The organism is Aeromonas sp. 600886 (assembly GCF_049174935.1).
GTDB classification, from domain to species: domain Bacteria; phylum Pseudomonadota; class Gammaproteobacteria; order Enterobacterales; family Aeromonadaceae; genus Aeromonas; species Aeromonas veronii_A.
In genome coordinates this window covers 36,622-51,499 of record NZ_JAAKUB010000014.1, presented here as the reverse complement: position 1 = coordinate 51,499, position 14,878 = coordinate 36,622, and the positions used below count along the sequence as shown (strand labels likewise).

Annotated in this window: 9 protein-coding genes; 3 read left to right on the top strand and 6 right to left on the bottom strand. The window is 59.9% G+C overall.

The genetic code is table 11. From position 1 onward, the window contains the following. Positions 1–20: 20 nt before the first annotated feature. From G5179_RS12295 to flaA, 3 genes are all read right to left on the bottom strand, one after another. Positions 21–461 carry a flagellar protein FlaG gene (locus G5179_RS12295; protein ID WP_129503712.1) on the bottom strand — a complete coding sequence of 147 codons (441 nt, stop codon included), beginning with the start codon at positions 459–461 and terminating at the stop codon, positions 21–23. Between the two features lie 33 nt (positions 462–494). Further along, positions 495–1,400, bottom strand: coding sequence for a flagellin B (flaB, locus tag G5179_RS12290; protein WP_129503711.1), 906 nt, complete (start codon positions 1,398–1,400; stop codon positions 495–497). 579 nt (positions 1,401–1,979) lie between these two features. Next, entirely contained in the window at positions 1,980–2,891 is a 912-nt protein-coding gene (gene flaA / locus G5179_RS12285) for a flagellin A (protein WP_129503710.1), read from the bottom strand. Between the two features lie 382 nt (positions 2,892–3,273). Between flaA and G5179_RS12280 the strand changes: the two genes are divergently transcribed. Both G5179_RS12280 and G5179_RS12275 read left to right on the top strand, forming a co-directional pair. Then, positions 3,274–3,906: a trimeric intracellular cation channel family protein gene (locus tag G5179_RS12280; protein WP_129503709.1), complete on the top strand. Its 633-nt coding sequence runs from the start codon at positions 3,274–3,276 to the stop codon at positions 3,904–3,906. Positions 3,907–4,005: 99 nt separating this feature from the next. Then, positions 4,006–4,398: a hypothetical protein gene (locus tag G5179_RS12275; RefSeq protein WP_042053183.1), complete on the top strand. Its 393-nt coding sequence runs from the start codon at positions 4,006–4,008 to the stop codon at positions 4,396–4,398. Between the two features lie 72 nt (positions 4,399–4,470). On the opposite strand, the gene thiI is transcribed toward G5179_RS12275, so the two are convergent. Next, positions 4,471–5,919, bottom strand: a complete 1,449-nt coding sequence (gene thiI, locus G5179_RS12270; RefSeq protein ID WP_421204693.1) for a tRNA uracil 4-sulfurtransferase ThiI — start codon at positions 5,917–5,919, stop codon at positions 4,471–4,473. 177 nt (positions 5,920–6,096) lie between these two features. Between thiI and G5179_RS12265 the strand changes: the two genes are divergently transcribed. Continuing rightward, positions 6,097–7,062, top strand: a complete 966-nt coding sequence (locus tag G5179_RS12265; RefSeq protein ID WP_421204692.1) for a hypothetical protein — start codon at positions 6,097–6,099, stop codon at positions 7,060–7,062. Positions 7,063–7,488: 426 nt separating this feature from the next. On the opposite strand, the gene pbpC is transcribed toward G5179_RS12265, so the two are convergent. Beyond that, positions 7,489–9,921, bottom strand: coding sequence for a penicillin-binding protein 1C (gene pbpC, locus G5179_RS12260; protein ID WP_421258457.1), 2,433 nt, complete (start codon positions 9,919–9,921; stop codon positions 7,489–7,491). Further along, positions 9,887–14,770 (bottom strand): alpha-2-macroglobulin family protein, encoded by a 4,884-nt coding sequence (locus tag G5179_RS12255; RefSeq protein WP_421258456.1) that lies wholly within the window; start codon positions 14,768–14,770, stop codon positions 9,887–9,889. The genes pbpC and G5179_RS12255 overlap by 35 nt, the downstream gene beginning before the upstream one ends. Positions 14,771–14,878: the final 108 nt, after the last annotated feature.

The window sequence follows — 14,878 nt, the reverse complement described above, 5'->3', positions numbered from 1 at the left end:
TCTCCTCGCAAACGTAACTATTAAATCTCTTTATCAAGCAATAACCCGACTCGAGAGCCACCGCCAATCACATCACCTTCGCGCAGAGCCTGGATTCGTTTGCTGATAGCCAGCAACTCTTCGCTTGGTATCTGACGGATCATTGATTTGGTATCGGCATCCATAACCTTGATAACAACCTGCTCCAGTTCCTTTTCAACACTGAAATTGACGGTCCATCCTTGCAACTGACTGAACTCTTGCAAGTTTTGTACCCCTTTCTCAATTTCCTTGTCTGAAATCTTCGGCTTGCCAGCCCTCTCCTGCTCAGGCAGCCCCTGTTGCTTTTCCATGTCCTTTGCCGTCCCCCGCTGCTCTTCTGCTGTGCCAGATAGCACTTGAGCGGCCGACTGGCCGCTCTTGCTACTTGACTGAAGAGAAGAAGGAGTGACCGATGACGGAATTCCAATTTCATTGGCCATATCGTCGCTCCTTTTTTATCTCATCACAGCCTGTTAACCCAGCAGGGACAGGGCTGATTGCGGTCTTTGGTTGGCTTGAGCCAGGATGCTGGAAGCAGCCTGTTGCAGAATGTTCTGCTTGGTCAGATTAGCGGTCTCGGTTGCAAAGTCTGCGTCACGAATACGAGAACGTGCTGCGCTCAGGTTTTCAGAGACGTTGGACTGGTTGCGAATGGTGGAGTCAAACCGGTTCTGCACCGCACCCAGCTCTGCCCGCTTGCTGTCTACCGCCTTGATCATGAAATCAAGGTTGGCCATGGCCAGCTGGGCGGCGCTGGCAGAGCTGATGCTGCTGACGCTGGTAGAGGTTACTGCAGATGTTCCCTTGGTCACGGTATAGGGCTCGCCAGAGGCACTGGTAGCAACGGTCGCGCTTCCCTTGGTTGATGCCGCAATCCCACTGATGGTAAAGGCGGAAGTCATCTTGAAGGTGATAGTCTGACCAGCATCCGCCCCCACCTGGAACGACCCCTTGTAGTTGCCATCCAGCAGCTTCTGGCCACCGAAAGTGGTGTCGTTGGAGATACGGTTGATCTCTGTAGTCAGTTGGTCAAACTCTTGCTGCAATGCAGTACGGTCATCGGTGTTGTTGGAACCGTTAGCAGATTGCTGTGCCAGCGTGCGCATACGCTGCAGCATACTGGTCACTTCATCCATGGCCCCTTCAGCCGTTTGAGCAACCGAGATACCATCGTTGGCGTTGCGGTTACCTTGATCCAAACCGTTGATCTGGGAAGTCAAACGGTTGGAGATCTGCAAACCGGCAGCATCATCTTTGGCAGTGTTGATACGAAGTCCCGATGCCAGTCTGGTGTAAGAGGTATCCAGAGACTTGTTGGTATTCATCAGGTTACGCTGGGCGTTCAGTGATGAAGTATTCGTGTTGATATACATGGCCATAAAATATTCTCCCGAAGAACATGCGACTGCGGGTTGCGCCGTCAAAGCGGCGTCCCACCGTTAGAAGAACAGGTTGAACGAGCCTGAGTCTTCTGGCGGGTGTCTGTTTGAACGGACAGGTCACCCGCAGTAGTGCAAACGTTGGATTCCGAACACCCCTCGATTGCTTCACCTTGTTTAACGGCAGTGCAGAGGCAAGCTTTAGGAAAATTGTTGCCTAACGCGGCAATTTTTCTCCGGTACATGGCAAGGAAAGCAAGATGGCAAACATAGTGCAAGACGTAATAGAGGGGTTGCAAGATGGTGTGACAGGATTATTTTTGTGGCACGGTTTGTGCTTAGGTTGGGTAGAGTGACGTCGATTTGACGACACAATAAAAAGAGGCCGGTAAACCGGCCTAAAGATGAGCATATGCTCAGGAGAATATGACCAAGCGTGACAGAACTGAACAGCTGGACAACACTTGGCATTACTAGTAGAGAATTATATCTCTCCCGATAGAACAGAGTGCGAACCGAACACCCCTTTGTTCCATCTCTTGACCAGGGCGGCCTGAACAACCGCCCTGTTTTCTTTTGTTAGCCTTGCAGCAGCGAAAGAGCTGACTGGGGGCGCTGGTTCGCCTGGGCCAGTATGGTTGATGCGGCCTGTTGCAAGATATTCTGCTTGGTCAGGTTTGCAGTCTCGGTGGCGAAGTCTGCATCACGGATACGTGAGCGTGCAGCACTAACGTTTTCGGAGACGTTCGCCTGGTTGCGAATGGTCGAGTCAAACCGGTTTTGTACCGCCCCCAGTTCAGCACGCTTGCTGTCCACCACCTTTATCATGTAATCCAGGTTGGCCATAGCCGACTGGGCCGAGCTTGCAGCTGTAATGGTCGACATACTGGTAGATGTGACCGGCGTTCCTGCTGTCTTCGTGATGTTATACGGCTCGCCCGAGGTCGTGGTTGCCACTGTCGCACTACCACTGGTGGCAGAGGCCATGCCCGAGATAGTAAAGGCGGTCGTCATCCGGAAGGTGATGGTCTGCCCTGCGTCTGCCCCCACCTGGAAGGTGCCCACATAGCCGCCATTAAGCAGGTTCTGACCACCAAACGTGGTATCTTTGGCTACCCGGTCAATTTCAGTCATCAACTGGGTATACTCTTGCTGCAGCGCAGTACGGTCATCAGTGTTATTGGAACCGTTGGCTGACTGTTGAGCCAGCGTACGCATCCGTTGCAGCATGGAGGTAATTTCATCCATTGCCCCTTCGGCAGTTTGGGCAACAGAGATACCGTCATTGGCATTACGGTTACCTTGATCCAGACCGTTGATCTGGGAGGTCAAACGGTTGGCAATTTGCAGGCCGGCGGCATCGTCTTTGGCGCTGTTGATACGCAGACCGGATGCCAGTCGAGTGTAGGATGTATCCAGTGATTTGGTCGTGTTCATCAGGTTACGCTGAGCGTTGAGTGATGAAACGTTTGTGTTGATATAAAGGCCCATGACTATTCTCCTAAGCTATTAAATTTACTCTTCTATTTGCTCTGGCTTTATTATTTTCTGTGCCCGATGCGTCTTATTTAACGGCCCGTTTTTCGATGTCTTTAGCATTTTTTTCAACGCTTCATCACGTTAACGCCGCTTACCCTATATATCGACAGGTCGGGGATAAACTTAAGGAAAAAAACGCCCACTAAAACGTGGCAGAAACTCATCGCGCCCCTCCTCCAATAAGGAGGTAAACAGGCACACTCGAGCCCCTCCCTGTCCATGATGCGAGAAAAAAGCGGTGTCGACTCTCAATTTTGTCGAGCACAGTTGGCGATTGGGCTCTCCAGCCCCTAAAATCGCGGCCCCATCAACAATTTGGCGTGAGTTGTTTTCCATGCAGACACTGGTTGAGCAGATTGTTTACATCAGCGACATGTTTGGTACTGCGGTATTCGCGTTTTCAGGGGTTCTGGTGGCGGGCCGGCTCAGAATGGACGGATTTGGCGTCATGGTGTTGGCGGCAGTCACCGCCATCGGCGGTGGCACCATCCGCGACATGATCCTGGGAGCAACCCCGGTGTTCTGGGTTCGCGATCCTCTCTATATCTGGGTGGTCATTGCAACGGCGCTGATCGGGATGTGGATGGTCAAACTGCCCCGCAGAATGCCCTGGTATGTACTGCCCGTCGCGGATGCCTTCGGGTTGGCCCTCTTTACGGTGATTGGGGCGCAAAAAGCCCTCAACTTCGGTACCCCGGGACTGATCGCCGTGCTGATGGGGACCATGACAGGGGTAGCAGGCGGCATGATCCGTGATGTACTGGCCAGGGAAGTGCCTATGGTGTTGCAAAAAGAGATCTATGCAACAGCCTGCATTTTGGGCGGAATCCTCTACACCCTGGCACTGGAGGCGAACATGGACAGAGTAACCGCCATGCTCATCTGTATGACAGCCGTGTTCGGTTTGCGGGTAGCTGCTATCTACTGGCACCTGTCGCTACCAACCTTCTCGCTGCAACGCAACTGAAAGCACACCCGCAGTGGAATATGGCTCTGTGGGTTGTGCGTTGAACCAAATGGGCTTTTCTGTTGTCATAGAAGCAGTCGTTGTTAGCCGGAACTTCTCATGCACAAAATCGGTATGCTTACCACTCTCCTCCTTGCGAACGTGACAGCAGCACATGCCGAAGCACAAGCCGTTTTTGGACGACTGGCATCGGCGCCAGTGCAGCAGTTCAACCAGCAGATACGTCAGGCGAACGAGCTACATCAGAAATGGGTCAATGACTACCGTGAGGTAGCACTTCGTTTTGTCGGTCATAGCGACATCCCCAGTCGCATCCATGCACAGCAACTGGATAATGATCTGGTACTCTCGGTTGCCCTCGATGGCAGCAAGAACGACATGCTCTATATCCTGACTCTCTATCGCAGCGATAACCTTTGGCAAATGAGGGGAGCGGAAATGGGTTGGCGTTGCCTGGGGGAGCACTCCTTCACTCCCGTTCCCTGTCCATAAATCCAAGCTCCGAGCTATAAAACAAAAATCCGGCACATTGGCCGGATTTTTTATGGGAGATTGAGCGTCAAATTACGGACGGTAAACTTTGACGTTGGCAAAGCCTTTCTCTTTCAGGTAAAGCGCCTGCAGCTTGCTCATCACGCCGCGATCGCAGTAGAGCAGGTAGGTCTTCTCTTTGGGCAGATCGCCAAAGGCGGTGGCCAGCTTGAAGAAGGGGATATGCAGTACTTCACGACCTTCCACCACCAGCGGCTTCTCGTCGTGTTCGTCGGCAGAGCGGATATCCAGGATCACCTCGTCAGCGCCCAGCACCTGGGTGGTTTCCACCTCTTGCACTTCAGCGGCAGTCTCTTCACCGATACGACGGATATCGAGGTAACGGGCCTCGGAGACCACCTTGTCCAGAATGGAGAAGTCAAAATTGGCCTCTTCCTCTTCAATGCGGGAGAGCTCGGCCTTCACAGTCGGCTTTTTGGAGATGACCCCACAATACTCCGGCATGGTCTCGGCGAACTCCAGGGTGCCGATGCGGCGGGCTTCACTGATGATATCCGGCTTGTCCCAAGTGATAAGCGGGCGCAGGATCACCTTGTCGGTGACCCGGTCGATCACGTTCAGGTTGGTGAGGGTTTGGCTGGAGACCTGACCCACACACTCACCGGTCACCAGCGCCGGGATCTGGAACTCATCGGCCACCTTGGCGGCAGCACGCATCATCATCCGCTTGAGCACCACGCCCATCTGACCGTTGTCGATCTTCTCGAGGATCTCGGCAACCACCGGCTCGAAGTCCACGGCGGTGAAACGTACCCGGTGGGAGGAGCCGAAACGGTTCCACAGGTGGTAGGCCACCTGCTTGACGCCGATTTCGTGGGCAGCACCGCCCAGATTGAAGAAGCAGTAGTGCACGCGGCAGCCGCGCTTGATGAACTGGAACGATGCCACGCCGGAGTCAAAACCGCCGGAGAGCAGGCTCAGCACATCTTCCTGGGTCGCGATGGGCATGCCGCTCAGGCCCTGATGGATGGCGCTGACAATAAAGAGCTCTTCGCCGTCGATCTCGAGGTTGATCTTCACATCCGGGTTCTTGAGGCGCACACCATTGCTTTCGCAGTGCTGGTTCAGTCCACCGCCCACATAGCGCTCAACCTCGAGGGAGGAGAACTCATGCTTGCCGTGGCGCTTGGCGCGCACGCAGAAGGTTTTGCCCTTGAGCTGGTCGCCCCAAACGGCTTTCACCTGCTCGAAGATGTCGTGCAGATCGGTAAACTTGCTGGCTTGTACCTCGAGGAAGGCCTGAATGCCGGGAATGCAGGCCAGGGCTTCGATTGCCTGCTCGCGGAACTGGTCATTGCGGGAGCTCACGATCAGCTTGTCCCAATCCATCCGTACGCGGGCATCGTCGTCGAAGCGGCGCAGGACATTGCGGATATTGCCCTGCAGGATCTTGATAAAGCGCTGGCGAACCGACTTGCTCTTGATGGTGATTTCCGGGAACAGCTTGATAATGAACTTCATGGTAATGACTCGGGTGACCTTGATTTAAGGGCGCGAATTATATCAGAACTTTGTGGCCAGCGCCTACTGGATGAGCGTTTGCTCACATTACCCCATACAGTGTTTGCCGTGCAGCGCCAATCTTGCGTATATTCCCGACCCTGCGCCTCGCCAGATTTTTGACAACAGACTGATCCGATGAAGACCTATATCTACTACCCCGGCATGGAGGTACGCGACGAGCTCTGGCTCAAATTTGCCCTGCTCTATCTGGAGCGGCTTGCCTTTGTCTTCACCGTCAGCGAAAAGAGCGGGCTCACCGCCCTGCTCGATACCCTTCAACAGCAGACCGACCTGCTGGCCGAGCGGCCCGATGCCGCCTTCTTTGCCGCCATTACCCCGCAACTGGAGTGCCAGATAAGCGGCCTGGTGGCCCCCGATTTCGTCCGCCACAAGGTGTTTGGCAACAAGGAGCTGATTGGTCGCTGGCGTCAGGAGGCCAACCACGACTGCTTCTGCCCGGAACAGGCGGGGCTGGAGCGGCTGCACGGCTTTTGCCTGACTCACAGCTTTGCGACCCGGGATGAAGGGGGGATCAGAATGGCGCGGCGCTTTGCCAACCTGCTCTCCATGCGTCTTGCCCGTGAGTGGGCACTCGCCAATGACGGGGCGCTTATTACCGATCACGACTATCTGGACCGCCTGCTCCACCTGCTCGAATCCCGCTACCACAATCGCGGCGGCCAGGATTGCTTCCACCTCGAGATCCCGTTGCAAGTGCCCACTCACCTGGCCGACATTCCGTTGGCAGAGCTGATTGCCCTGCGCGGGCGCAGCGGCTTTCGCCAACAGCTGGCCGAATTTCATCTGGCCATCGACAACCTGCTCGCCATGCTGGGTAGCGGCTATGCCGACCCGGCGGCCCTGACCCGCTTTGAGCAGGCTCAGCAAGGGCTCAATCAACTGCTGGGGCCCGAGACCCTCAGCATACCACTCACCACCCTGGTCAGCACCAGCCTGCCCGCCGTAGCCATGCTCCACCAGTTAAAAGCGAGCCACCCCGAAAGCAACCTTATCTTCCATCCCATCAAGAAGAGCCACTTTCACCAGCGCAAGAGCCAGCACTTCTTCACCCGGCTCGGTCATCTGCGCCAACCGGGCTGAATTGGCGGAATGAGAAAGGGGTTGGCATCTGCCAACCCCTCTCGTTTTCTGCGGCCTACCAATCATCACCCCGGTGATTGGCCCGCTCTTGCGCCTGCCTGCGCGCCTCCATCGCCCTGTCACGGCGGATATTGGCAGGGGTACAGGCAAACTGTTTCTGATAGCAACGCGCAAAACTCTCGGAAGCAGGTTCGAAAGGTGAATAGAACCCGGTTCGTTCAGGAGAAACATGGTGATCACCATGATTGGTTGTGGCACAACCCGAACTCATCAGCACCAGCAAGGGACACAAAACACGCAGCAAAAGAGAACTCCCGATTGGATTTGAATGAACTCGTAATTATTCACAAATTAATTCATCCAATCAAATATTGATGCATTTCAAATGGTTAATTACATTCACCTCAATGGCTGTCGGCAAAACGATCAACGGGTGATGGTGCTGGCATCACTGTCAGGATGCACCACACGAAACTCGATACGATCGCTGTTACCCGCTTCATCGACCACCACCAGCTGATAACGACCCGCCATACTCAGCACCTGATCCCCGTCCCAGCGCAGTCGCTGGCCGTTGAGAAACCAGGCCGGCTTGCCGACACCACCGAGCACCTTGGGCTGCAACCGATAGCGCTGGCTGCGGATAAGGTTGCCCTCCCCCAGCGCCACGATGCGAATGGGAGCCTGCAGCTCGGCACTCTGCCCCTCCCCTGCACAACCGCTGGCCAGCAGCGCCTGCCGTCGCTCGCCGGGGGACCGCCACGGCTCCAGCGACAATGGCCAGAGGGCCCGAAAACCGGATTGTGCCGCATCGGGGCAACGGGTCAGAGTCGGCTTGCCCGCGGCGGTCAATGCAACTTGACGCAGCGGCGAGGGCCAATCCATGGGATCCGGCAAGGTGGGGGGATCGCGCTCTTCCAGCAACCAGGCGCTCTGACGCTGCAAGCAGGCCTCAGGCAGGGTCGAGCTCATTTTGCGCCCCAGCGGCCAGCAGACCTCAGCCTCGCTCACCGTGTTGGGCTGTGCCGGCAGGGGGCTGTTGTCCGAGAGCCGCGAGTAGACCGAGAGCAGCAGCGGCACCGCTGCGCTCTGGCCGTAAAAACCGGGCATGGGGGTACCGTCGGGGCGCCCCAGCCAGACGCCGATGGTCCAGCGACCGGAGACCCCCATCGCCCAGCTGTCACGATAGCCATAGCTGGTACCGGTCTTCCAGGCCAGCCTGTTGACCCTGCCGGTTGCCTCACTGGCAAAAGGCTGATCAGCCCGTCCCTGCGCGCTCAGGATCTGCCAGATGACCCAGGCCGCTCCCGGGCTCAGCAAGGGGCGTGACACCGCCTGCTGCCCCGCCAGCCAAACCGGCATCGCCACCTGTCCCTGCCGGGTCAGCGCACTGTAGAGCGCCACCAGCTGCTCGAGTCGAATGCCCGCCGCCCCCAGCGCAATGGCCAGATTGGGTTTGTCGGAAAGGGCCAGCCTCACCCCGGCATTGTCGAGACGGCTGACCAGCTTGTCGGGCCCGAGCGCCTCCAGCACCTGCACCGCCGGCACGTTGAGGGATTGCTGCAGCGCCTGGGCCAGGGTCACCGGCCCCTGAAAGGCACCGGAGAAATTGGCGGGACGATACTCCGAGCCTAGTCTCGGTGCATCGGAGAGCAGGGAGGCCGAGTGCACCAACCCTTCATCCATGGCCAGACCGTAGATGAAGGGCTTGAGGGTGGAGCCAGGGGAGCGGATCGCCTGCACCATGTCGAGGTAACCGTGGCGACGCAAATTGCCATACTCGGCGCTGCCCACATAGGCGCGCACCGCCATGGTTTTGTTGTCGACCAAGAGCAACGCCGCTGAGGTCTGCTCGGGGAAGCGACGGATATAGCTCGCCACCCGCCCCTCCAACCAACGCTGCAGATCGCCATCAATGGTGGTGTGCACCAGCGCCCCGGCCTGATGGTCGGCGGCGAGACGGGCAAAGAGCGGCGCCTCCATCGGCGTGAAGTGACCGCGGGCCAGCACCGGCTCGATACGCCCCTCCAGCCACACCTGTTCGGGCCAGACACCCTGTGCCACCAGCCGCTGCATCACCTTGTCACGGGCGGTGCGGGCCCTCTCGGGATGGCGGTCCGGCCGGTTGCGGCTGGGAGCCTGCGGCAGCACCGCCAACAGCGCCGCCTCGGCATAGGTCAGCTTGGCCGCGCTCTTGCCGAGATAGGCAAAACTTGCCGCCTGCACCCCCTCCAGGTTGCCGCCAAACGGCGCCCGGTTGAGGTAGACGGTGAGCAGGGTGCGCTTGTCATAGTGCCACTCCAGCTGCAGCGCACGGGCCATCTGGCGCAACTTGCCGGGCACACTCCTGTGGTAAGGCTCGATGAGGCGGGCAACCTGCATGGTAAGAGTCGAGCCGCCCGACACGGCGCGCCCGTAACGCAGCCACTGCCAGACCCCGCGCACCATGGCCACCGGATTGACCCCGGGATGACGCCAGAAGTAGCGATCCTCGTAGCCCAGCAGCGCCTCGATATAGCGGGGGGAGACCTGCTCCAGGGTCACGGGGTAGCGCCACACGCCGCTGGTATCGGCAAAGGCGCGCAGCGGCCGCCCCTTCATATCGAGCACCACCCGTGCGTAGGCTGGGTCGAGTGGCGGCGGCGGGAAGAGTCGATCCAGCGCCAGCAATGACAGGAGCAGTGCTACAACGCCCAGCACCGAGAAACACAGCCAGCGTGGCAAACGACCAAGCCAGCGCCAGCCAGCGCGGCCACTGCGACCCAGACTCAGCCAGCCATGCTGCCAGAAAGTGAGCGGGCGAACCCGCTCAAGGGAGGGTTTGTTACTCAGAAATACGCACCTCGTGGATATCCTCACCCACAGCCCGCAGCTCGGGCCGGTACATATCCTCCACCTGGGTCGGTGGCACCTGATAGCGACCCGGCGTCACCGCCCGCATCAGGTAAACCAGCTGCTGGTTGCTCCCCTCGCTCAGATCCAGCGCTGCCGTGTAGCGGTCATCGCGAAACTCCTGATGCTTGAGATAGTCGTTCCACTCACTCTGCCACGCCGGTTTCCCCTCGATGGAGAGCTCTTCGAGCTTGATGCTGTTGCCAAGGGCGGGGTTCTCCAGCTCGAAGCCAGCGGGCACCATCTCTACCAGCAGGGCATCGGGCACCGCCGACTCGCTGCTGACGTTGAGCCGCACCACCACCAGATCGCCCACCTTCACCTTGGCGGGATCAAACAGCTGACCGTCGCTGTTGAACCAGCTGCGGGTCACGCTTATCCCCTGACTCAAACGGGCAGGAGCCTGTTCGGGGTAACCGATCAGGGTGCGCTGCACATAGAGGGATCCCTTGCCCTCATTGGTAACCACACTGGCCGCCAGTGCCTCGGGGGCGCTCAGCTGCAACGGGGCCGAACCGCTCAGGGATCCACTGCCAAGAGAGGAAGTTACCTTGGCCTGCCAGTCGACGGCAGGATCGAAACGGGCCAGTCGTAACAGAGCGAGTCGCTCTTGGGTGCTGAGCCACTGACGGTGAGCCAGGGTATCGGCCACCTTGGCGCTGAGATCAGGCCAGCGCTCCGCAGCCAGCTTGTGCTGGCGCAGCAAGGAGAGCTCGAGGGCTCCATCGCGTAACTGCGAACCGTAATCCCCCAGATAATCATCCCCGCGCTCGGTCGCCCATGCCCGGCTGAGGGCCTTGGCGGCGTTCTGCTCATCCCCCATGGCCGAGAGCGCCAGCGAGAGGTGGAGCAGCGGCAAACCGGAGCGAGCGTGATCGGCCTGCTGCTCCCAGATAAGTCGCAAGGTAGCGAGCGGTGCCTTGCCCACCCGGGCCAGCACATAGGCGCTGTAGGCCTGATAGGCCAGCCGGCTGTGCTCGGGGGCACTGCTCCAGCGCTCGCCATACTGGCTGTCGGTGAGATAGCTTTGCAACCGGTTCAGCGCCTGATTGAGCATCGCCTCCGGCACTGCGTCGCCCGCCTCCTTGCGGGCCAGCAGATAGTCAGCGGCATAGGCGGTGAGCCACTGCTCCTCGTCGGAGCGACCATCCCACAGGCCAAAGCCACCGCTTGGCAGTTGCAACCGCTGCAGCCGTTGCAGCAGGGCGCGCTGCACATCCGCCTCGCTCGCCGCTTTCTTGCCCTCTGCGGGTTTGCGCCAAGCGGCCCGCTCATCGGCCGTGGTCAGCAAGTAGGGCCAGGCACGGGACAAGGTCTGCTCCAGACAGGCATAGGGGTAATCGGCCAGCGCCTGCCACTGGGCAGCCGGATCCCAGGGGGGAGTACCGGAGAGGCTGAGCAGCCCCTGCAGGTTGGCGCGATCCAGCCCGACCAGCTCAGCTGGCGCAAAGCTCATCTGTTGGCCGAGGGACAGCATCTGATAGCGCTGGCGAGTCTCGGCAGGCCAGGGGGAACGCAGCGGCAAAGTCCAGTCGCGGCTGATGGCAAAATCCTTGCCGCTGGCCGCCAACTGCAGGCTCGCCACGCCGCTCGCCCCGGTCACGGTGAGCGGCAGAGTCAGCCACTGCTCCTCGCCGTTTTTAAGGGAAAGGGTGCCGGGCAGCTCGCCATTTGCCTTGAGCCCGCCGTTGAGGGTCCAGACAAGGGAGAGGGTCTGATCCTCGCCGCTCATGTTGCGCAGCTGCACCAGCGCCCGGGTCTCATCCCCTCTGGCGCCAAAGCGCGGCCAGCCAATTTCGGCCACCAAAGGTGCGACCACCTTGACGGCGCGCTCGGCCTCGCCGACTTGCTGTTCGTTCCAGGCCAGCGCCATCAGCGCCAGTTCGCCGTTGAAGTTGGGCAAATCGAGCGGGATCACCGCTTTGCCCTGCTGGTCAAAACTCACCTCGCCGCTCCAGAGCGCGGCTATTTCGACCCGGCTCTCCAGCGCACCGCCCTTTTTCAGCGGCGCCCGATCGCCCCCGTAGTTGAGGCGGGCCAGCTTGCCATCCTGCGGCGGGATCACCTGGCCGTAGTTGTCGAACAAATCTTGGGCGAAGCGCTTGCGACCAAAGAAGATCTCGAACGGGTCGAGAGGCTGGTAGTCGCTGATATTGAGCACGCCCCGATCCACCGCCGCCAGCACCACGCGGCCCTGACTGTTGGGGGTGGAGGTGGCGGTCACTTCCAGCCGGGTGAGCGGCACCGCTTTATCAGGCGCGCTCAGGGTGAGCGGCAGACGGCGAGCTTCCCGATCCAGGGTGAGCGGCACCAGCCCGACCGAGCGCAAGCTCTGTCCCTGCTGGCTGCTGACCGGTTTGGAGGCGCTGTCTGGCGCGGCGATCTGGGCCGAGATATGCAAGTCATGGCGCTGCCACTCGGGACTGACCGGGATCTCGAACTCGCCGCGGGCATCCTTGGCATCGCCACCAGCCCCCTTGAGTTCAATACGCTGCCACCAGCGCAGGACGTCGCCATCTTCCACCAGCAGCAACCCCTTACCGGGGCGCGGCGCCACCAGTGTCACTTTTGCCTTGTCACCCGCCTGATAGGCGCGTTTGTCGAGGGTGATGGCAATCTTGTCAGGCCGCGCCTGCTCGCCACCGCCACCCCAGGCGTAACTGCCTATTTCCACCCGCAGGCTGGATTGATGGCCCTGACTGTTCTCCACCTCCAATCGATACCAGCCCGCCGCCAGTTGCAGCGTGAGCGGGGTCGGCCCCTTGCCATCCAGCTGCAGGGTCTGCTCCTGCTCCAGATAGGGCTGGCTGTTGAACTCGTACTTCCACCCCTCGCCATCGGCGTAGTGCCAGTAGTAGTCGCGGTACTCGTTGATAAGGCGCACTTTCACCGCCCCCGCCACCGGTTGGCCCTTGTCATCGAGGTTGAGGATCTGGAAGGGGAGCGGCTTGCCCCCCTCTACCAGATCGGCCACGAAATCGGCCTTGAGTGCCGGCCACTGGCTGCCTGCAGGCCAGCCATACTGGGTGCGGCTGCGATTGACAGCGCGGCCACCGGGCTCGGCGAGCGATACCCGATAGGCCACCTCCAGCGGCCCGAGGGCGCGCACCCCATCGAGCTCATCAGCAAGCGAAAAAGTCCCCTGCCCCTGCGCATCAAGGGTGAGATTGAGAGGCTCGAGATCCCTGGCCTGCTCAGCGAGCAGCACGTCACCCAGGGTGAACTCCTGCCACTGGGTAAAGGGCATGGTGGCGCGGCTGATCTTCACCTCCGCCTTCGCCTTGGTGGCGCTCGCAGGCGCACCGTAGAGATAGTCCCCCAGCAGTGGCATAGTCAGGGCGGCGTCCAGATCCGTTACTTCACCATCCGGCCCCTTGCCGAGCTGCAGTTTGAGCCGCTCCGGCAAAAACTCCTCCACCAAAAAGGGCCACTCAAAGCGGCTGCCAGCGACGGTCTTGAGGTTGATGGTCCAGCGCCCGAGCGGCGCATCGTCCGGCAAACGCAGACCGTAGTGGGCCGCGCCCAAATTGTCCGGTAGCAGCCGTTTCTGTTCGAGCAGCTGACCGTCCGGCTGTTTCACCTCCAGCTCCACCGCCATGCCCGGCAACAGCTGGCCATCTTGGCCCTTGAGCAGGATCTCGCTGTCGAGCCGCTCGCCGGGACGATAGAGATCGCGCCCGCTGAACAGATAGAGCTGCTGGGCCTGCCAGGGCTGGGTGCCGAGATCGAAGGTGGAGAGATCGAGCGCCGCCCCATCGAGACGCAGCACCGCCAGATGGTTGCCCTGTTCGGCCAGCAGCAGGCGAGCCCCCTGCACCTCATCGAAGCGACGATGGCCCTGGAGATCCGTGGTTTGCACCTGCAGCCGGTTGCCCTTCTCGTCGAGCAGGGAGAGCTGCACATCCTTGAGCGGGTCGGCGCTGGCCAGGGAGCTCACGAACACCTCCAGCTGATCGCGGTAACGGCGGGCACTGAGCCCCATGTCGCTCACCGCGAAATAAGTGGTCTCCTTGCGCCAGTCGTAGTTGCCAAGGGGCGACATCACCGCAAAGTAGACGCCAGCCTCAGCCAGCTGCGGCTCCTTCACATTAATGAGGCGGGTCTCGCGCCGGTTGGCATCGAGCTCCAGCGCATAGCGGCCGCTGAATACCCGCTTGGCCCGCTTGGTGATCTGCTCAAGCTCCCAGTTCCCCATGCTGGCACCGGGGCGATATTCCGCCATAAAACGGGGTAGATACTCGGCATCGACCCGAAAGAAGTCGATATTGACCTCATCCACGTTGACCGCGCTGATGGGCAGGCGCAGCTCGTCGCGCAGCGGCAATACCATGCCGCTGGCGGTAAACGAAGCCCCCGCCTCCAGCGGCCGGGTTTTGAGGGTCCAGCTCTGGGGGGATGGGCCCAGCCCCGCCTTGAGGCTCACCTCATAGCTTTTATCGGGCTGAACGTTCGGGAAATAGAGGGTCCGGCCATCGTCGGCCAAGATCCACTCCCCCTGCACCTGCTTGCCCCCTTCACTGACCCCGAGCCAGCTCTGCCAGTTTGCCTTGGGCGACAGGGGGCCGGAGAAGACCAGCGCCAGCGCTGGCGCATCGCGGTATTGGCGGGCATTGGCCTGCACTACAGAAGTTGGCGCCCCGGCCTCCTGCTGCGCAGTGGATTCTGTGGTCGGTACTTGGCTGGCGGGCTTGTCAGGGCCGCAACCAGACAGCAAACCGACCACCCCGCAAAGCAGCAGGGCCGAGCAGCGGCGGCGCAGAGCGCCGGTTCCAGCGGTAGAGCGGTGAAAAGCAGAGGGAGAGTCGAAGAGGCGCATAAGTTCCATCCCGAGTTGGAGCGCTGCAAACGCAGCGTGGCTGGAAACAGGATAAGGCATCCTGCTCACCCGACACAAAGCTCATTACCCGAATGGGCACAATTCCGC

What these genes read in the sequence shown, in the direction of transcription:
- G5179_RS12295 (WP_129503712.1), bottom strand. Translation starts at nt 461, where the DNA reads ATGGCCAATGAAATTGGAATTCCGTCATCGGTCACTCCTTCTTCTCTT.
- flaB (WP_129503711.1), bottom strand. Translation starts at nt 1,400, where the DNA reads ATGGCCATGTATATCAACACGAATACTTCATCACTGAACGCCCAGCGT.
- flaA (WP_129503710.1), bottom strand. Translation starts at nt 2,891, where the DNA reads ATGGGCCTTTATATCAACACAAACGTTTCATCACTCAACGCTCAGCGT.
- G5179_RS12280 (WP_129503709.1), top strand. Translation starts at nt 3,274, where the DNA reads ATGCAGACACTGGTTGAGCAGATTGTTTACATCAGCGACATGTTTGGT.
- G5179_RS12275 (WP_042053183.1), top strand. Translation starts at nt 4,006, where the DNA reads ATGCACAAAATCGGTATGCTTACCACTCTCCTCCTTGCGAACGTGACA.
- thiI (WP_421204693.1), bottom strand. Translation starts at nt 5,919, where the DNA reads ATGAAGTTCATTATCAAGCTGTTCCCGGAAATCACCATCAAGAGCAAG.
- G5179_RS12265 (WP_421204692.1), top strand. Translation starts at nt 6,097, where the DNA reads ATGAAGACCTATATCTACTACCCCGGCATGGAGGTACGCGACGAGCTC.
- G5179_RS12255 (WP_421258456.1), bottom strand. Translation starts at nt 14,770, where the DNA reads ATGCGCCTCTTCGACTCTCCCTCTGCTTTTCACCGCTCTACCGCTGGA.